We start from the raw sequence: 18,938 nt of genomic DNA, 5'->3' as shown, positions 1-18,938 counted from the left end.
TAAATCCTTTTATTGTGTATATTAAAATAATCGCAAAGGTGAGTTTTTTATTTTTATCAATTCTCCCTTTGATAAGCGCTGTATTTTTACAAAAATTAGCCAACTTAGCAATGTTTCTAAAGCAGAACTTTCGTACAAAACTTTAAAAAATTAAGGGCTTTTATATTAATTATTGAAATATCGTTTATTTACAGTTTATTTTTATAAACAGCGTAAGCCTACAGGCATTGTTTTGTAACACTTCTAGGGGCTTAAAATGAATAAAATGTAATGCTAATTATTAAATAGCAATTTTTTAAATGGGAACATACAAAATATCTTTTGTAAGCTTTGAAAAGGCTTTTTTATAGAGGTTTTGTTTAATTTAATTTATTTAAATTTGAGCTTTTGTATGGTTGAGTATATTTTTATATATTAATTTCAATGTTGACAATAGTTTCTCTTCTACTTTATCCTAATGAGAATGTAGATTTATGGGACTAACTTATCAAATGGAACTGATACTAAACATCACTAGTTATCATAGACTCTCTCCAGAAATTGAAGCAACGAAAACAGTAAAAGACTCTCTAATATTTGGCCGTTCAGAAGCATGTGATTGGCACTTTCCTGATCCTGAAAAAATCATTTCTAGTAAGCACGGACGCATAGTTAAAGAGGGCGACTCTTTTTATGTTTACGATACATCTACAAATGGTACTTTTGTAAATTTTGGTGTAGCTCCATTAGGTCAAGGCAACAAACAACGCTTGTCAAATAGTGATACGATCACTGTGGGTGATTTTCAGATAGAGGTAAAATTAGTTACTAATGAAAAAACACCTGACACCGATTATGGTAATTTAAGCGCTGCAGCTAGTATTAGCAAAGAGCCAGAAAGATCTTATCAGCATCCTACTGAGCATTTTTCTGAGCCAGAACAGTACTTTAATGAATCAATAATGGATGAGTCTATGCCTGCAGTTTCTATGACTCAGGCCAGTGACCTTAATTCAGCTAACCAAATACCGGAAAACTGGGATGAGCTTGCTCACTTAATGAACCCAGAAGCTGTAACTCAACAAGCACCCGTTGTAAGTAAACCACAACAAAAACCAGCTGTTGAGCAGCAAACTTCAGTTAATACACCAGTACTAGATACGCCTGTAACTAAACCTCAAGCAGTAAAGCCTGCTCCTAAACCAGTAGTGCAAAAAAATCCAACATCGCCTAGTGAAGATACCGCTTTAACTGATGCTTTTTTGAACGGGTTGGGGGTTAAAGCTGAGTTACAAAATTCATTAAACTCACAAGAACTTTGGTTTGAAATGGGCCAAGGGTTAAATCTATTACTGACCGAGTTGATGGAGTCTCTTCGCCAAAGAGCGCTTGTAAAAAACCAATTGCGTTTAAACCAAACGATGTTTCAAACTCAACAAAATAACCCAATTAAGTTTTCGGCAGATATTGATGACGTTATTCAGAATTTATTCATCAGAAATAGTGCAAGCTTCCTGTCGTCTCAAGAATCAATCAAAGAAAGCTTTGTTGATACGCGAAGACATGAACATGCTTTATTAGCAGGAGCTGACGGCGTATTAAAAGGGATGTTAGAGCAAGTTTCTCCCCAACATATAAATCAACAAATAAATGATAATTCTAACGTATTAAAAATCATCCCTGGTCAAACAGAGGCTAAGTGCTGGAAGCTATACAAAAATTTATATGATGAGTTATCTCATGATGTAAATAGTAAGGGAGCTATGGCGTTGTCAGATGATTTCTTAAAAGCATACAACGATAGAATTAAAGAATCGTTCTAGAAAGGAAAGTAGATAATGAACAAATTTAAGCTCTTTTTAATGAGTTTCAGTTTACTGTTTTTAGCCATGGGTTGTTCAACTGTTAATAAGTTTGTGCCTCCTTCTACGGATCTAAAAATTAATGTGTCTAAAAATGTAAATCCAGACACGTCAGATAGACCTTCACCGGTAGTAATGAAAATTTTTGAGCTTAGCTCGAGAACAATTTTTGATACTCAGGATTTCTTTAGCCTGTATGAAACACCTGAAAAACTATTAGGCCCGGACTTATTAAAAAAAGATGAATTAGAATTACAGCCAAACTCTGTTCAAGAATATAAAATGAGCTTAAACCGCAATACACGATATGTTGGTGTTGTTGTCGCGTACAGAAATATCGATCAAGCACGATGGAGAGCTGTAATCGAAGTTGACCCAACTGGCTATGACGATATAGATGTAAATGTTGAAGCAATTGCTACATACATGAGAGAGCAGTAAAAAAGGATTTGTACAATGAGTGATAACACTCGTGTTGCCTGGACCGAAGGAATGTTCTTAAGGCCGCAACACTTTCAGCAGTCAGATAAGCATTTTTCGCATTTAATTAAGCAAATTTGTAATGGGAATTTAGCAGATCCTTGGGGCATACTTGATATAAGTATCGATACTCAGCTATTAAGCTCAGGCCAATTTGCTATTGAGTCATTGTCAGCTATTACCCCTGATTTGCTACCTATCGATATGCCTCAATCTACCTCTTTGCCTGAGCCTTTAGTGGTGGGCAAAGATGTTTATGATGAAATAATTTATTTAGCGGTTCCTGCACTAAAAGCCAGTGGTATTAATATTTCATCTTTAGATGAGGATATTGTTACGCGTTATAAACTAAACGACTTATCTGTAAGTGATGACTCTTTAGGTGCACAAGCTCAAGAAATTATTCAAGTAGCTAAGGTATTTAGTAAGCTAGTATTGTCATCAGACGACCATGCAGGCTATATATTATTGCCACTTGCACGCATTGTTGAAGTTAGCAGTGAAGGTCAAATTAAGCTCGATCCAAAGTATATACCAGCATCGTTAAAAGTCGGTCAGTGTAAGCCATTACTTGGTTTAGTGAGAGAGATTGGCTCAATGATCAAGCAGCGCTCAGAGAGTATTGCTGTTAGATTGTGCCAAGGTTATGCGGGAAGTACCTCTGTAGCTGATTTTATTATGCTGCAAACATTAAACAAGTATGACGCTGTTTTTGAAAACTTATTATCAGTTAATAATCTTCATCCAAGCGTTCTTTATACACGTCTAATAGAGCTTGCTGGTGAGTTATCTACTTTTAGTACAGTAAACAAAAGAGTGCCTAAATTACCTAAGTACGATCATAAAAACTTAGGCCCGGTATTTAGTGAAGTAGTAAACTTTTTATACCAATCTTTAAGTCATGTAATTGAGCAAACTGCTACAGAAATAAAGTTAGAGCAAAGCAAGTTTGGTATTTCTTTTGGTGCGCTCAAAGACAAATCAGTACTTAGCTCAGGTCAATTTGTATTGGCTATTAAAGCCAGTGTTCCTCACGAGGAGCTTCGTAAGATATTACCTTCTCAAATTAAAATTGGTAGTGTTGAGACAATCCGAGATTTAGTAAATAATCAAATCCCAGGTATTACAATCAGTAACTTACCAACGGCACCGCGTCAAATTCCTTACCATGCAGGTTTTCATTATTTTGAATTAAATAAACATGGCGAGCATTGGGCTAAACTTCATTCAAGTGGTGGTATTGCTATCCACTTGTCAGGAAATTACCCCGAGTTACAACTAAGCCTGTGGGCAATAAGAACTTAACTTTTAAAAGGAAGAGTTTCAATGGACGAAACCATTATAAAACCACGTCCTGGTCGATTAGGGCGTGATGCCTCAAATAATCCTCAAGTAGATAATGATCCAGACAAAACAGTCATGTCTGTTGAGCCTGTTGCAAGTAATATTCCTAGTAATGCAAAGGTTTCTATATTTAGAAACCCATTAATGGAAGCCGCTACAGACTGTTTCTCTTTGGTTATTTCAATTAGAAAATCAGTTGAGATGACTAACTTAGCTGCGTTAAAGCATCGATGTGTAGAGGCTATCAAACGTTTTGAAGTCGAACTACGTAATCAAAATTTATCAAAAGATGTAATCAAAAACTCTCGTTATTGTTTATGTGCAATTTTAGATGAATCAGTTTTAAACTCTAAATGGAGTTCTATGGAATGGGCTGACGAAAGCTTGCTTTCGACATTTCATAAAGAAACTTTTGGCGGTGAGTACTTTTATACTTTACTTGATAATGCATTGACCCAGCCTGAGCAACACAAAGCCTTTTTAGAGCTGCAATACCACTGTTTAAATTTAGGTTTTAAAGGTAAGTACAGACTAGATACTGTGGGTGACAATAAAGTAGAAGAATACCGCTCACAAATGTACCACTTATTAAATCAATTAGATGGGCCAATCAATAATAAGCTTTCTCCTAACTGGAAACAAAGAGTAGCCGCTGGCGTAGAATTAAGAAATCAGGTGCCATTGTGGGTTATTTTTTCTGTTTTAGGCTTACTTTTACTTACCGTTTATTTATTTATAAATATGAAGCTAAATGATGATGTTATGGCTATTAGTGACAAGCTTGCTGTCATTCATCCTGTAGCTGAAGACCAAGCAGTAGATAAAAAAGATCAGCAGTTACTTGTACTAGAGCAGCTATTACAAACCGAGATTCAAATGGGGATTGTAACGATAAAGAAAAATATCGATAGGATCAGAATCTCAATTAATAGTGAGAGCCTTTTTAATCAAGGTGACTCTAAATTGTTACCTTCATTTCAGCCTATTTTAGAAAAACTAGCGTTAAGCCTTGAAGGAACCAAAGGACGTATTTTAATAACCGGCCATACAGATGACACACCAATTAGAACTGATAAGTACCCTTCTAATTGGCACCTTTCTTTAGCGCGCGCAACGCAAGTTGCAAACTCTATGGCTAAAAGTACAAACCTCAGTGGGCGTTTATGGCCCGAAGGTAAGGGCGCAGCAGAGCCTATTGCCAGTAATTCAGATTCAGCTTCTCGGTCACTAAACCGACGAATTGAAATCGATTTATTATTTTAAGAGGCTGAAATGAGTTTTTCACAAAAAATAAAAAAAGTGACCTACGCACTTACATCTCGTACGGCAATGCTAATTATTGGCTTTTTAGCTTTATCATTATTAATTTGGTTTGGCGGCCCATTAATCGCGATAGCTGACTATGTACCACTACAAAGTATTGCAGCAAGACTGTTTACTATTATATTGGTTTTATTGGTTTTTTCTGTGTCTAAAATTTACCGTCTTGTGCAACAAAGCAAACGAGACGAAAAAATGGCTGATGAGTTAATTGATAGTAATAACGATACAAATAGCTCTGAAGTAAATGAAGAAATTACTACGCTTAAAACGCGAATGAACGAAGCTATCGATCTTTTAAAAGACGTAAAGCTGTTCAAAGGTAAAAATATTTACCAGTTGCCATGGTACATAATGATAGGCCCACCAGGGGCTGGTAAAACTACTGTTATTCATAACTCAGGACTTGATTACCCGCTAAAAGACAAGCTAGGTGTTGACTTGGTTCATGGTGTTGGCGGTACTCGTAATTGTGATTGGTGGTTTACCAATAAAGCAGTTTTAATTGATACAGCTGGGCGCTACACAACGCAAAGCAGCCATGCAAAGCATGATTCACGTGCATGGGAAGGCTTTTTAGGATTACTTCGTAAGTACCGTCCTCTTAGGCCTATTAATGGTGTAATGATCAGTATGGGTATTTCTGAGCTTATGAGCCAGACCAAAACTGAGAGAAACCTACATGCTCGCGCTATTAAACAGCGCTTACAAGAGCTGCAAAGCCAATTAGGTATGACCTTTCCTGTTTACGTTATTTTTTCTAAAGTTGATTTAATTGAAGGCTTTAGAGAGTTTTTTGGCGAATTAACAGAAGAAGAGTGTGAGCAGGTTTGGGGCGTAACCTTTGAACTTGATCTAGATAAAGACACGCAAGTAGATGCTTTCAACAAAGAATTTCACTCATTAATTTCTAAATTAACTGAAATGTTAAATCGTAGATTAATTAATGAAAGAAACGAAGAAATTCGCGCTAAGATATTTGAATTCCCTAGGCAGCTTCGTGTTTTACAAGGTGTAGGAGATGCTTTTTTAAAAGAAATATTCACTCCTAATGCATACGAAGAACTACCAATGTTTCGTGGTGTTTACCTCACAAGTGCAACGCAAGAAGGTACGCCATCTAGTTTTTTAAACGAAGCAAACGCAGGTGAATCTGGATACATTAACCAATCTAAAAGCTTTTTTATAAAGAACGTATTAGAAGGTGTAATTTTTCCAGAGCAAAACTTAGCAAGCACTAACAAACATCATGACAAGCAAAATAAATGGCTTCGTGTTGGTAGCATATCGCTTGCATGCATAGCTTTATTTGGTTTTTCAACATCGTGGTACTTTAGTTTTGCTTGGAATAGTAACTTAATTTCAGAGACTGAAGATGCGATTGCAACGTACCAAGAGCTTGATACAGCCTCATTTGACCGTAATAACTTACTAGTACTAAACGACAGATTAAAGGCTCTTAGAAACTTACCTGCAAGCAACCCTGAACTTGTTAATACACAAGAGTCTAAATCAATTGGGTTTGATAAACTAAATGAAATAAAAATGGCTTCTACACAAGCCTACGACCGTTCATTACAAACGTATTTAGAACCGTTTATTGCAAGTACCTTAATTAAAGAAATAGAAGCTCATCCTGAGCACTTAAGTTATTTATACGAAACACTTAAGTGTTACCTCATGTTGTTTCAGCCTGAATACTTTGAAAGTGAAGATATAACGGTTTGGTTTAACGCTTATTTAGAGCGTAACTTACCAGGCGATAAAAATATGCAAACCAGAGTAGAGCTGATGGAGCATGTTGCTACATTACTTGAAAACGGTGTTAGCCAAATTGAAATTGATAATCAAGCAGTGCGTGTTGCGCGAGCTGAGCTAACTAAGCTACCAATTGCTGAGCGAGCATATCAACGATTACAAGCCGACTTCCTAGATAGCAGTATTCCGCCATTTAGGCTTACAGACATTATTAGTTTTGAAAGTGCGCAAAAATTTACTTTCAGAAATGACGGTGAGCTTACGCGAAGTATCCCTGGCTTATATACATTTAATGGTTTTCACGGCATTTTTAATGTTGAGAAAAGTAAAATGCTTGGCAATTTAATGGCAAGTAGCTGGGTGTATGGTGAAGAGGCAACGGGCACTTACGATATTTCTAAAGATGAGATTGAGAAGAAACTAGAGCAGCGATACTTTCAAGATTATATCTATTATTGGCAATCATTTATTGATGATCTGAGCCTGAATCAATATAGCTCTCCGGCTGAGGGGGTTAATATTACTGATGCCTTAGCTGGCTCTGAAGCGCCTATTAAAAATATTATCACTGCAGTACAAAAAAATGTGCAGCTAACTAAATTACCAGTATCTGATAACCAAAAGGCTGCAGGTAAAGTTGCAGCAAATGCTGCTGAAATAGCTATGCAAACCAAAGCTAATCGTATCAAGCGATTTTTACCTGACGAAGCCCCTAAATTTGATATTAAATTACCGGGTCACCAAGTTGAAGAAGCCTTTGAAGATGTAATAAAAATTGATGCTCAACAATTAGATAATATTCAGAAAAACCTAAGAGAGTTAAACGTTTACTTAACCAAACTTGATAGAGGCGATCAGTTAAAGTCGTCAATTAAAGACCAAATTAGCGGTAAAAGTAAGCCTAGCTTTATTCGTCAGCTTGAGTTTCAAAGTCGAGATTTACCTTACCCGTTTAATAGTTGGCTGTTAGATATAAGTAGAGATACTAGTAACATAACTAAAAATAGTGCCAACAGACATTTAAACGAGATGTGGAAAAGTAAGGTGCTACGCGAATATAACGCTGCAATTGTTGGCCGTTATCCGTTTTCTCCATACGCAGATAAAGAAGTGAATATGAAAGATTTCACTCGATTTTTCGGCCCAGGTGGAACAATTGATAGCTTTTTCACCAACTATATTGCACCAAGCGTAGATATGAGCTCAACGCCATGGAAATTTGAAAAAGATATAGGTATTAGCCGAGATACATTAGCGATGTTTGAACTGGCAAATCAAATTCAAACAGTCTTTTTTGATGGCGGAAGTGCAACACCAAGAATTGAGTTTGGCTTAAAACCATTAGAATTAGACCGTACCATCTCTAGCTTTATGCTCGAAATTGACGGTCAGTCAATGACTTACAGGCATGGTCCACTTAGAGTAACAAATTTTGTATGGCCTGGAGCAAGTGGCCAGAGTAAAACACGAGTTGTATTTACTCCTCCAAATGGTGGTCGTTCTATAAATACAACTTACCAAGGTGAATGGTCGCTATATCGCATGTTAGACGAGTTAAGTGCTAAAAGAGCAAAAACACGTGAAGACTTAGAGTTACATTTTTCACTCATGGGAAACAATGCGAAAGTCGAGTTATTGCCTAAATCAATCAGACATCCATTTTGGAATAAAAGTGTAGAGAAGTTTTCATGTCCGACCCGATTATAAATATTGGTTATCTTGGCAAAGTACCTAGTTTAGGTGATTTTGTACAAGATAGCGTTTCGAAAGAATTTTCAGAGCATTGGGAGCAGTGGCTGCAAGCAGCCATTGCAGTGAGTAAAGAACAGCTAGGTGAAGTATGGCAAGATAATTACTTAATTGGACCAGTATGGCACTTTGCATTATCGCCAAACATTGTTGGTGACAAAGGCGTTATGGGGACTTTATTACCGAGTATGGACGCAGTAGGTAGACACTATCCGTTCACAGTTGCTAGTACATTAGAATTTGCACCTATTGATGTTTTAAACTCAGGTGTGTTTTCTTTAGAGTATGAAGACACTGTATTAAAAGTGCTTGATAGTTCGGTTGATTTATTTTCTTGGCGTAAAGAGGTTGCTAAGTCTCTAAGCTCTATAGCAGGAGTTAAAAAGCAGGTTAGTTTTTTAAATTCTGTAGATAAAAATAAAAGTGCAGAAGCATTTGAGTTCTCAGGTGATGAGTTATCAAGTCAAGTCCTCCAAGATGCAATGCATGCTCTTTTGTTAAAAAAACACGGTGATTACAGCGTTTGGTGGACACATGGCTCTTATAATATAAAACCTATGGTACTCATAACGCCTGGCTTGCCTGCGGTAAATCAAGTTGCAGCAATGTTAGATGGAAGGTGGAAACACTGGGAATGGAACTTTACACAGGTAAAAAATAGTGATTAGCAAGTTTAGTACAAGTTATGCAATTACCCACCGAGGCGCTGTGAGGCAGCTTAACGAAGATGCGCATGTAGAGATAAATAACCATAACTTATGGGTAGTCGCAGATGGGATGGGAGGTCACGAAGCAGGTGAAGTTGCCAGTCAGCTTGTTGTAGATGTAATAAGAGCAAAAGTTGAAGAGCTACCACTTGAGAAGCTTGAAGTATCTCACATAGTTGAAGCCATTGAAGATGCGAATAGGCAATTAAACGAATATAGTGCCCAATATTTAGGTAGCAAAACCGCAGGAAGTACAGTTACTGCCTTATTTCTTAAAAATAATAAGTACTATGTTTTGTGGGTTGGTGATAGTCGAGCTTATATGCTTCGAGATGGTCAACTCAAGCAGATATCGAGAGATCACAGTCAAGTAAACGATTTAATTGATGAAGGGATTATTTCAGTAGAAGAAGCCAAGACACATCCATTATCAAATGTAATCACAAGAGCTGTGGGTGTTACTGCGGATGTAAAAGTAGACGTTATTCAAAATGAAGTAAAAACGGGCGATATATTTTTACTTTGTTCAGATGGGCTCACCGGTGAATTGTCTGATGAGGACATATGTTTATCGCTAGAGCCTAGTAGCATTATTGATTCTGGTATGGCGCTTATGCATTCATCATTAGTTAGAGGTGCCAGAGATAATGTGACCTGTATCTTAATTAAGTACGATGAAGGATACGCTGGTCATAAATCAGAAACATTCAACATTCAAGATGAAGCTACTATCCCGCTTTTTTCTAAATAACGATTTTAAGTTAAAAAATTTGGTTTGTATTTTATATTTGAGTTTTTACTTTAATTACATCTATTAATTAATAAGTATATTAAATTTTAATTGTTTATATAAAGGCAATAATTAAGGTTTAAACTCAATTGTAACTAGGCTTGTAATTTATTATAAAGAATGTAATATGAAATCCGCTCCGCTTTATTGGAGTTTTATGGATAATTATTAGGACGACGGAATGTTTTTATTTGAAGAGTATATTTCCCCTATTTCAGACACCGAGGTTGCAGGTATTGATCCTCGCTCAGATGTCTCGCCTACGTCGACTTATTACGCCTTAAAAGATTTAAGAAACCAGCTTCGCGCAGCAGAAAGAAATGCATTAGTGGATGAAGAAGGTATTTCCTCACTAGCAAGAGATTGGCTTCCTTTATTAGAGCAATGTAGCAAAGCAATAAAAACACAAAGCAAAGATATCGAATATTTAGCTTGGTTTATTGAAGCACTTTGTCGAATTCATGGCTTCAAAGGCTTAGCTTTTGGTTTTAAAGTTGCTCATAACTTGCTCGACAATTATTTTGATGAATTATACCCGTCACTGGATGACGATGATGAAGTATCAGACAAAGTATCTGCATTGGTTGGCCTTAATGGCTCAGCAGGCGAAGGTACATTAATAATCCCGATAAAAAGTATCTATCTGACCGATAGCGCCAGTATGGAGTCATATTCTTTTTGGGAATATCAGCAAGGCTATGATATTTCTCGTTTAACAGATGAGAAAAGAGAGAAAAAGCTTAATTTAGGTGCTGTTGACTATGAGCTCATTGAAAGAAGTGCTGCAGAAACAAGTACTGAATTCTTTGTTACTTTAAAACAAGACATTGAAAACGCTATTGAGCAATTTGCTTTATTAAGCGAAGTATTGGATAGAGTAACTGGACAGCCACAGCCAACATCAAATATAAAACAAGCATTAGAAGTTAGTCTTGCTGCTGTTGAGCATGTTGCTGCAGATAAGCTTGAAGCTGCTGATAAGGCAAAAGCTGCATTAAACGAAGTGCAAGAAGTGGTTCAAAGTGAAGACGACGACGGTCAAAGTGTTACAGAGCAAGTTGTAAAAGTTAATCACGAAATTAACTCAAGAGAAAGTGCGATTAATAAACTCAAAGAAATCGCTACTTTTTTTAGAAAGACAGAGCCGCACTCACCTATGTCGTACACCATAGAACAAGTAATTCGATGGAGCGAATTGTCGCTGCCTGAATTATTAAATGAATTAATTACAGATAGTGATGCTAGGACTGGGTACTTTAAGTTGTCTGGCATTAAAATCAGCGAAACTGAAACATAAGTAAAAGGAGTTCTCTATGAGTATCCATGATAAATTAAAACGAGTTCGTAAGCCTCGCGTACACATCACTTATGATGTGGAAACTGAAGGCACTGCAGTAAAAAAAGAATTACCATTTGTTGTTGGTGTTATGGGCGACTTCTCTGGTGATAACACAGAAGCATTAAAACCACTTAAAGATAGACGATTTGTGCAAATAGATCGTGAAAACTTTAATGACGTTTTAAAGCGCATGAGCCCTTCACTAAAATTATTAGTTGATAATACGCTTAATGATGATGGTTCTGAATTTGAAGTAAAACTTAACTTTAAATCGATTGATGACTTTGAACCAGCAGCTGTTGTAAATCAGGTTGAGCCATTACGTAAATTAATGGAAACACGCAACAAGTTACGCGATTTAATGACTAAGATTGACCGCTCAGAAGAATTAGAAAACGTGCTTGAAGAAGTACTAAGCAACACAGCAAGCTTAGATACAATCGCAAAAGAGCTTAAAATAGAGGAGACTGAAAAATGAGTACAGAGCAACTAAGTACTGAATTAGAGTCTACCTCAGAAGCAACGTCTTCACTATTAGAGCAAGCTATTGGCGCAACTAAGCAAACCGATGCAAGCCGTGCAGAAGAGTTACTTAAAACACTGACAGAAGAAGCCTTAAAAGGGACTGTTCAGTGGAACAAAAACATGACAGTGACGTTTAATGAAGCAATTCAATTAATCGATCAAAAGATCTCAAAACAGCTAAGTGTAGTAATGCACAGCGAAGAGTTTCAAAAGTTAGAAGGCTCTTGGCGTGGATTGCACCATTTAGTAATGAATTCTGAGACAAGCTCAACACTTAAAATTCGTATGCTAAATATGAAGAAAAAAGAACTTCATAAAGATTTGAGCAAAGCTGTTGAGTTTGACCAAAGCCAAACATTCAAAAAAATCTATGAGTCTGAGTTTGGTACTCCAGGTGGCGAACCATACGGTACTATCGTTGGTGACTTTGAGTTTACTAACCACCCTGAAGATGTTGAAACATTAAGTCTAATGTCTAATGTTGCAGCCGCTGGTTTCTGTCCATTTATTGCAGCTTCATCGCCATCATTATTTGGTTTTGATAACTGGGAAGAGCTAACCAAACCACGTGATTTAGAAAAAGTATTTGAATCTCTAGAGTACACTAAGTGGCGTTCATTCAGAGACAGCGATGATTCGCGTTTTGTTTCATTAACTATGCCTCGTTTCTTATCTCGCCTACCTTATGGTGCGGCTTCTAAACCAGTTGAAGAATTTAACTATGAAGAGTTTGAAGTTGAACCAAAAGATGGCCGTTCAGTAAGTACTGATAACAGTGATTACTGTTGGAGTAATGCAGCCTACGCTATGGCAACAAATATGACCAAAGCATTTGCTCAATACGGTTTCTGTACTGCAATACGTGGTGCTGAAGGCGGCGGTAAAGTAGAAGGTCTTCCTACGCATATCTTCACAAGTGATGATGGCGATCCAGATCTTAAATGCCCAACTGAAATTGGCATTACAGATCGTCGTGAAGCTGAATTAAGCAAGTTAGGTTTCTTGCCTCTTTGTCATTACAAAAATACAGATTATGCAGTATTTTTTGGTGGACAAAGCTGTCAAAAACCACAAATTTATTCAACTCCAGATGCCACAGCTAATGCGGCAATATCTGCACGTCTACCTTACCTTATGGCAACGTCTCGCTTTGCTCATTACCTAAAAGTAATGGCGCGTGATAAAATTGGTAGCTTTATGGAAGCTGAAGACGTTGAGTCTTGGTTAAACCGCTGGATCCTTTCGTATGTAAATGCGACTGAGGGTGGTGGTCAAGATATCAGAGCACGTTATCCTCTAGCAGATGCAAAAGTATCAGTTAAGGAAATTCCAGGTCAACCAGGTGCATATAATGCAGTTGCATGGTTACGACCTTGGCTACAAATGGAAGAGCTTACTTCTTCTTTACGCCTTGTAGCTAAAATTCCAGAGATCGGTTAATTAACTGATCTTTAGCGTTAAGGATAATGCAGTAGAATGAATCACGAAGAGTTTTCATTTATAAATCAAGACTTCGCTTTTGTACAAAAAGCGCAGTCTAGAATAAGTGATAATGAGGCTTTACTCGATAGGTTTTTAAACGAAAAAAACCTAGATAAAGCCTTGTTGTTATGGCTTGAAGGCTCTTCAGATTCACCTATATCTTGGACTAAAGAATCACTTGGTCCTTATTTACAGCGCGTAATTGTTGAACTCGATCAGCTCATTTCAGAACAATTAAACCTCATAATTCATAATGATAGATTTCAAAAGTTAGAAGCCAGTTGGCGTAATCTTTGGTGGCTAATACTTCAAAGCGAACAATACGACAAAGAAAATAAAGTAAAAATAAAAGTATTGAACTGCGATTGGGCAACACTCTCTAAAGATGTAAACAAAGCTATTGATTTTGACCAAAGCCTATTTTTTCAACTACTTTATCAAAGTGAGTTTGATAGCGCAGGTGGCGAGCCATTTGGTGTAGTAGTAGGTGATTATGAAATTAGTAACATGTGCTCAGCAGGCACAATTTATAATGACATAGACACAATAAAAGAAATATCTAGAACCGCTGCCGCTGCTTTCTCTCCATTTATTTGCTCAGCTTCTCCTAACTTATTTGGTGCAGATAACTTTTCTGATTTAGGCTATTACGCAGACTTATTTAACCAGTTTGAACAACCCGAATACGCTAAATGGCAAAGCTTTCGAGCGATGGAAGAATCTCGTTTTATTGGGCTTACGCTTCCTCATGTATTAGTTAGGCCGCCATATAGCAATGATGGAAAACGCCATCAAGATTTTTACTTTAAAGAACAAATTAAAGACCCTGAAAGCGATATGCTTTGGGGTAATGCAGCATATCAATTTGTATCTACCTTAATAAGAGCATATTGCGATAGTGGCTGGTTTGGGCACATTCGCGGTATTGAGCCAGGTAAAATTTCAAAGGGGCTGGTTACAGGGCTTGCGAGAGACAGTTTTGCAAACGACACTTATCAAAAAGAAGCAAAGCCACCACTAAACTTATTAGTAACAAGCAAATTTGAAAAGCAATTTTCTGAACTTGGCTTTATTCCAGCATCATCAGTGACTAATACAGAACACATTGTTTTTTATAGTAATGCATCGGTTCAAAAAACCAAAAACTATGAATCAAGCGCCGCGAATATTAATGCGCGCTTATCTTCAATGCTGCAATATATTTTGTGTGTATCTCGTTTTGCTCACTATTTAAAGCTATTAGCTCGAGACCGTGTCGGCTCTTATAACACGGCACAAGCTTGTGAGCGAGACCTACAAGCGTGGATAAATAATTATACAACGGCTTCAGATTCCTCCTCCGAGCATATAAGAAGTAAGTACCCATTAAGTAATGCCAGAATAAAAGTCAGTGAAAATAAAGCCAATCCAGGGCATTACTTTTCTGTTTTACAATTACAGCCACATTTTCAATTAGATCAGATGATCTCCAGTATTAAATTAATTACAGAGCTCAGTCCTCATCATAAAATAAAGGAATAGTCATGAAAAAAATACATAGCTTAATTCGCGAGGGGAAACTTACTGATGCATTATCTTGTTGTGCTACAGAGCTTCAAGATGAGCCATTAAACTTTGATATCAGAAGTATTTACGCCGAATTACTTTGCATAAATGGTGAACTTGAAAAAGCCGATAAACAGCTAGATTTCATGGTACAAAAAAATCCAGAATTTGCAGTAGGTGCAGTAAATTTAAGGCACTTAATTCGTGCTCAGCAATCTCGTGTAGATTTTTATCAAGGTAAAGGCATTCCTAAGTTATTTCATGATGCGAATGAGTTAGACACACTATTTTTGAAAATGCATGTTGCTCTGTTAGAAGGCTCAACCGACGAAGCAGCTCAGTTAGCTCAAAAGATGGAGTCTTTAAGAGTTAGCACAGACGAGGCATCAACAAGAGATCTTGATGATTGCTTAAACCCGTACCTAGAGGTTTTAGGTACTAATGGTGAGTTTTATCTAGCAAACTTTAACGAAATTGAATCGTTAAAAATGGAGCCAGTAGAATCTTTATTAGAAAGTATTTGGTTACGTGTTGAAATTACAATTAAAGATGGTCCATCAGGTACAGCTCATTTACCACTTGTTTATATTAACTCTGAATCGGAGCTTGAAAAGCTAGGTCAAGTGTCTGACTGGGTTGAGTTAAAAGATGAATTTATTATTGGTAAGGGCATGAAAATGCTGTTTGTTGATGATGAGGCTATCACCATCCCAAATTTAAAAATAAGCTCACTTGAAACAGCATAATTTAAGCTTAAGCAACCATGATAGAGCATAAACAACAGCTTCAAGCATCCATTATAGATAGGCTCATTGACGATGAGCCCGACTTCCAGGATGCGCCATCACGTACCGAAGGCATCACTATTAGTGAGCTTAGAAAAAACGTGCGCAGAGATATTGAAGCTTTGCTAAATGCTCGAATTCAATGGCATACATGGCCAACTCAATACACCGAGCTGGCTACTTCATGTTTGTCTTATGGTTTACCTGACTTTTCGAGTATGTCTGTAAGCTCTCACGAAGGGCGCGCATTACTGTGCGAAACCGTCAGAAATACAATTTTAAAGTTTGAGCCACGGTTTCTTGAAGTAGAAGTGTTTACAGATGAAGAAGTGCCTTTAAACAGAGTATTAAATTTAAGAATAAATGCGCTTTTATACGCCGACCCTGAGCCAGAGTTTATTAGTTTTGATTCAGAAGTAGAGCCCGTGAACTTGGGTATGAAGATTATTGAGGCATCATTATGAACGATGAGTTATTGAAGTATTACAATCGTGAATTAGCATTTGTGCGTCATTTAGGTAAAGACTTTGCTGAAAAATATCCAAAAGTTGCAGGGCGTTTAAAGTTAAGTGAAGATCATATTGAAGACCCTCATGTCTCAAGATTAATAGAATCTTTTGCATTTTTAACTGCCAATATAAGGCAAAAGCTCGACGATAGTTTCCCGGAGTTAACGGATGCTTTGCTAGGGCAAATGCTACCAGATTACCAAGCGCCAATTCCATCAATGTCAGTTGTTAAGCTCGAAGCTGAGAACTTATCTACGGCAGGGGTGGTTATACCAAAGGCAAGTGAAGTAGAAACTAACGTTGACTCAATGAAGCAATGTAAATTTCAAACGTGTTATGAAACCTACCTTTGGCCTGTTGAAATAACAAATGTGCAATTTGATAATAGCCCATTTGTAGCGCCTAAGCCTCGCTGGCAAGAAAAAGCAAAATCTATTTTCAAAATAGAATTAACAGGTGAGTATAAAGGGGTTTCGCTTGCAGAAACTGGCCTTGAAAAATTACGGATTTTTATCAATGGCCAATGGCATCATACACTTAAAGTTTACGAACTACTGTTCAAACATAGTATTGGTATTGCTATAGACAATGGCGATGAAGGTATTAGATATCTGTCAAAAAGCCAATTAAAAGCAGTGGGCTTTGATTCTAACGAGGCTGTGGTTCCTTATTCGCAGCGCTCATCTGCCGGATATCGTTTGCTCGTCGAAAATTTTACTTTTCCTGAGAAGTTTAGGTTTTTTGAGCTTGAAGGCATTCTTTCATCACTGCCTAAGCAATCTAATAAATGTAGTATTTATATTTACCTAGATACTGAATCTGCTGAGCTTGAAAAGCAAGTAGATAAAGATATGTTCTTATTAGGCTGTACACCAATAATAAACTTATTTGAACAAGAGCTTGAGCCAATACGACCTGAGATCAGTGAATATGAATATCAGTTAACACCGCGTTATATGGACTCGGAAATATCAGAAGTAATTGGTATATCGGAAGTTATTGCATTTGATCACAAAGGCAATAAACAAATTGTTTCGCCTTTTTATGGTCAAACACATCCTAAATATCATGGACATGATGATTTGTTTTGGCATATTCGTCGTGAAACTGCCTCTTGGGCTGGCGGTTATGTAGAGTCAGGAACCGAAACATTTTTATCGTTAGTTGATGCTACTTTTGAAAATAGTGCGATGGAATATGGTGACGGAAACTCTGTACTTACTGTGCGCGCAAATTGTAGTAATCGCAACCTACCAGCAAGCATGCCATTTGGTGATGACGAACTTGGTTTATTAATGCCTGAGCGCGGCGATGTAATTAAAAAAATAAGATGTTTAACGCCATTTACTCATGCAGTGAGACCTATATTAGCTGATGCAACACGGTGGCAGTTAGTTAATCATTTAACGCTTGATACCTTTAGTGGTGAAGATGCATGTAATAAGCTTAAAGAAGTTTTGCGTTTATACGATTTTAGAGCATCACCACAAACTAAAGGCATGATAGATAATATTTATAGAGTGGTAATAGAGCCCTCAACTGCCCGTGTGATTCAAAAAGGTAAAGTAAGCTTTGCAACAGGCAGCGAAATTGAAATTACATTTGCTAACGATGATTTTTCTGGCAGCGGCATGTTCTTCTTTGCATCAATACTTGATCACTTTTTTGCTCAATTTGCAGCAATAAATAGCTACACGCGTTTAAGTTTAAGGCTTAAAGAGCAAGAACAAATTTATTATCAATGGCCTGCAAGAGTGGGTGACTGTCCGTTATTATGATAAAGCAAATAATCTCACAAGCTTCTCAAATTGACTTTTACAAAGCTGTTTTCATAATTGAAAATCAGCTAAAAAAGCGTGGCTTAGATTATCGACATGTCGGTTACGACAGTAATCCAAAGCAAGAGTTGATTAAGTTTACAGCTACCCAAAAGTTTGGTTATCCAGGTAATGCAATTACCAAATTAGAAGAAACTGGTTTTGAAGACGGTATGCATAAAGTAACTATGCAGGTTTCTTTTATGGGGCTGACGGGTTGTTCAGGCGCTTTACCCCAGTTTTATAGTGAACTTGTGATGCAGCGTTTGCGCTATAAAGATACAACCATGCGTGACTTTTACGACATGTTTAATCATCGTTTAGTCTCACTGTATTACCGCGCTTGGAAAAAATATAAGCCTTCGCTTAATCACGTTAATAAAGAAAAAAACAAAGACCCATACACACAAATACTCGGTTTATTAAGTGGTGGCTATAACGAGCACCAACTGCATTTTTCAGGTTTATATAGCCGTAAAATTAGAAATGCATTTGATTTAAAAAATGTACTTTCGTCTTACCTAGGTTGTGATGTATCAATCAAACAAATGGTTGGCCAATGGCACGAGTTAAAAGAGCAAGAACAAACCCGTTTAGCAAGCCAGGCATTATATGAAGGCCAGCACGCCCGTTTAGGTGTTGATACCATGATTGGAAATAAAGTATGGGACGTATCTTCTAATATCGAAATCCACATAAAATCAGATGATCCAGATAAAGCAAAACAACTTTTGCCCAAAGGTCCGCTTTTCGAAATAGCGAATCAAATAACAAAAGACTATGTAGGAAATGCTATTAACTTTCGCTTAGTCATTGAGTCAAATTTTCAAAATTTAGGTGCCGCTAAACTTTCAAAAAATGAGTGTCAGTTAGGCGCTAATAGCTTCTTATCTGTACAAGATAACAAATTAAAATCTAACCCTACTAAGTTATCGTTTAAGGGATAA

15 protein-coding genes are annotated in these 18,938 nt (G+C 37.1%); all 15 read left to right on the top strand.

The window, feature by feature from the left end; translation table 11 throughout:
• Nucleotides 1-491 precede the first annotated feature (491 nt).
• The 15 genes from tagH to tssG all read left to right on the top strand — a co-directional run bounded on the left by tagH (nt 492) and on the right by tssG (nt 18,938).
• Entirely contained in the window at nt 492-1,802 is a 1,311-nt protein-coding gene (gene tagH / locus QMA08_RS09625; protein ID WP_290174361.1) for a type VI secretion system-associated FHA domain protein TagH, read from the top strand.
• A gap of 15 nt (nt 1,803-1,817) precedes the next feature.
• A complete protein-coding gene (gene tssJ, locus QMA08_RS09620) occupies nt 1,818-2,282 on the top strand; it encodes a type VI secretion system lipoprotein TssJ (protein WP_182671924.1) in 465 nt (154 codons plus the stop codon).
• A gap of 15 nt (nt 2,283-2,297) precedes the next feature.
• On the top strand, nt 2,298-3,626 hold the full coding sequence (gene tssK / locus QMA08_RS09615) for a type VI secretion system baseplate subunit TssK (protein WP_182737674.1): 1,329 nt from the start codon (nt 2,298-2,300) through the stop codon (nt 3,624-3,626).
• A gap of 21 nt (nt 3,627-3,647) precedes the next feature.
• Complete coding sequence (tssL, locus tag QMA08_RS09610; protein ID WP_290174359.1) at nt 3,648-4,928, top strand: type VI secretion system protein TssL, long form; 1,281 nt, start codon at nt 3,648-3,650, stop codon at nt 4,926-4,928.
• A 9-nt stretch (nt 4,929-4,937) separates the two neighbouring features.
• A complete protein-coding gene (gene tssM / locus QMA08_RS09605; RefSeq protein WP_290174357.1) occupies nt 4,938-8,450 on the top strand; it encodes a type VI secretion system membrane subunit TssM in 3,513 nt (1,170 codons plus the stop codon).
• Nucleotides 8,432-9,160: a type VI secretion system-associated protein TagF gene (tagF, locus tag QMA08_RS09600; protein ID WP_182671928.1), complete on the top strand. Its 729-nt coding sequence runs from the start codon at nt 8,432-8,434 to the stop codon at nt 9,158-9,160. Before tssM ends, tagF begins: the two co-directional genes overlap by 19 nt.
• Nucleotides 9,153-9,950 carry a protein phosphatase 2C domain-containing protein gene (locus tag QMA08_RS09595; RefSeq protein WP_024595081.1) on the top strand — a complete coding sequence of 266 codons (798 nt, stop codon included), beginning with the start codon at nt 9,153-9,155 and terminating at the stop codon, nt 9,948-9,950. Before tagF ends, QMA08_RS09595 begins: the two co-directional genes overlap by 8 nt.
• Nucleotides 9,951-10,170: 220 nt before the next feature.
• Nucleotides 10,171-11,286 (top strand): type VI secretion system protein TssA, encoded by a 1,116-nt coding sequence (tssA, locus tag QMA08_RS09590; RefSeq protein ID WP_182671929.1) that lies wholly within the window; start codon nt 10,171-10,173, stop codon nt 11,284-11,286.
• A gap of 16 nt (nt 11,287-11,302) precedes the next feature.
• Nucleotides 11,303-11,806, top strand: a complete 504-nt coding sequence (gene tssB / locus QMA08_RS09585; RefSeq protein WP_024594566.1) for a type VI secretion system contractile sheath small subunit — start codon at nt 11,303-11,305, stop codon at nt 11,804-11,806.
• Entirely contained in the window at nt 11,803-13,293 is a 1,491-nt protein-coding gene (tssC, locus tag QMA08_RS09580) for a type VI secretion system contractile sheath large subunit (protein ID WP_058547845.1), read from the top strand. Before tssB ends, tssC (QMA08_RS09580) begins: the two co-directional genes overlap by 4 nt.
• A gap of 36 nt (nt 13,294-13,329) precedes the next feature.
• A complete protein-coding gene (gene tssC, locus QMA08_RS09575; protein ID WP_278382085.1) occupies nt 13,330-14,856 on the top strand; it encodes a type VI secretion system contractile sheath large subunit in 1,527 nt (508 codons plus the stop codon).
• A 2-nt stretch (nt 14,857-14,858) separates the two neighbouring features.
• Nucleotides 14,859-15,626: a type VI secretion system accessory protein TagJ gene (locus tag QMA08_RS09570; protein WP_290174354.1), complete on the top strand. Its 768-nt coding sequence runs from the start codon at nt 14,859-14,861 to the stop codon at nt 15,624-15,626.
• 17 nt (nt 15,627-15,643) lie between these two features.
• Complete coding sequence (gene tssE, locus QMA08_RS09565; protein WP_024594570.1) at nt 15,644-16,129, top strand: type VI secretion system baseplate subunit TssE; 486 nt, start codon at nt 15,644-15,646, stop codon at nt 16,127-16,129.
• Nucleotides 16,126-17,952, top strand: a complete 1,827-nt coding sequence (gene tssF, locus QMA08_RS09560; protein ID WP_290174352.1) for a type VI secretion system baseplate subunit TssF — start codon at nt 16,126-16,128, stop codon at nt 17,950-17,952. The genes tssE and tssF overlap by 4 nt, the downstream gene beginning before the upstream one ends.
• Nucleotides 17,949-18,938, top strand: coding sequence for a type VI secretion system baseplate subunit TssG (gene tssG, locus QMA08_RS09555; protein ID WP_024594572.1), 990 nt, complete (start codon nt 17,949-17,951; stop codon nt 18,936-18,938). The genes tssF and tssG overlap by 4 nt, the downstream gene beginning before the upstream one ends.

It is taken from the genome of Pseudoalteromonas sp. APC 3355 (assembly GCF_030407615.1).
GTDB classification, from domain to species: domain Bacteria; phylum Pseudomonadota; class Gammaproteobacteria; order Enterobacterales; family Alteromonadaceae; genus Pseudoalteromonas; species Pseudoalteromonas distincta.
Note: the sequence above shows the minus strand (reverse complement) of the source record. Positions and strands in the feature narration are given on the sequence as shown.

What these genes read in the sequence shown, in the direction of transcription:
- tagH (WP_290174361.1), top strand. Translation starts at nt 492, where the DNA reads ATGGAACTGATACTAAACATCACTAGTTATCATAGACTCTCTCCAGAA.
- tssJ (WP_182671924.1), top strand. Translation starts at nt 1,818, where the DNA reads ATGAACAAATTTAAGCTCTTTTTAATGAGTTTCAGTTTACTGTTTTTA.
- tssK (WP_182737674.1), top strand. Translation starts at nt 2,298, where the DNA reads ATGAGTGATAACACTCGTGTTGCCTGGACCGAAGGAATGTTCTTAAGG.
- tssL (WP_290174359.1), top strand. Translation starts at nt 3,648, where the DNA reads ATGGACGAAACCATTATAAAACCACGTCCTGGTCGATTAGGGCGTGAT.
- tssM (WP_290174357.1), top strand. Translation starts at nt 4,938, where the DNA reads ATGAGTTTTTCACAAAAAATAAAAAAAGTGACCTACGCACTTACATCT.
- tagF (WP_182671928.1), top strand. Translation starts at nt 8,432, where the DNA reads ATGTCCGACCCGATTATAAATATTGGTTATCTTGGCAAAGTACCTAGT.
- tssA (WP_182671929.1), top strand. Translation starts at nt 10,171, where the DNA reads ATGTTTTTATTTGAAGAGTATATTTCCCCTATTTCAGACACCGAGGTT.
- tssB (WP_024594566.1), top strand. Translation starts at nt 11,303, where the DNA reads ATGAGTATCCATGATAAATTAAAACGAGTTCGTAAGCCTCGCGTACAC.
- tssC (WP_058547845.1), top strand. Translation starts at nt 11,803, where the DNA reads ATGAGTACAGAGCAACTAAGTACTGAATTAGAGTCTACCTCAGAAGCA.
- tssC (WP_278382085.1), top strand. Translation starts at nt 13,330, where the DNA reads ATGAATCACGAAGAGTTTTCATTTATAAATCAAGACTTCGCTTTTGTA.
- QMA08_RS09570 (WP_290174354.1), top strand. Translation starts at nt 14,859, where the DNA reads ATGAAAAAAATACATAGCTTAATTCGCGAGGGGAAACTTACTGATGCA.
- tssE (WP_024594570.1), top strand. Translation starts at nt 15,644, where the DNA reads ATGATAGAGCATAAACAACAGCTTCAAGCATCCATTATAGATAGGCTC.
- tssF (WP_290174352.1), top strand. Translation starts at nt 16,126, where the DNA reads ATGAACGATGAGTTATTGAAGTATTACAATCGTGAATTAGCATTTGTG.
- tssG (WP_024594572.1), top strand. Translation starts at nt 17,949, where the DNA reads ATGATAAAGCAAATAATCTCACAAGCTTCTCAAATTGACTTTTACAAA.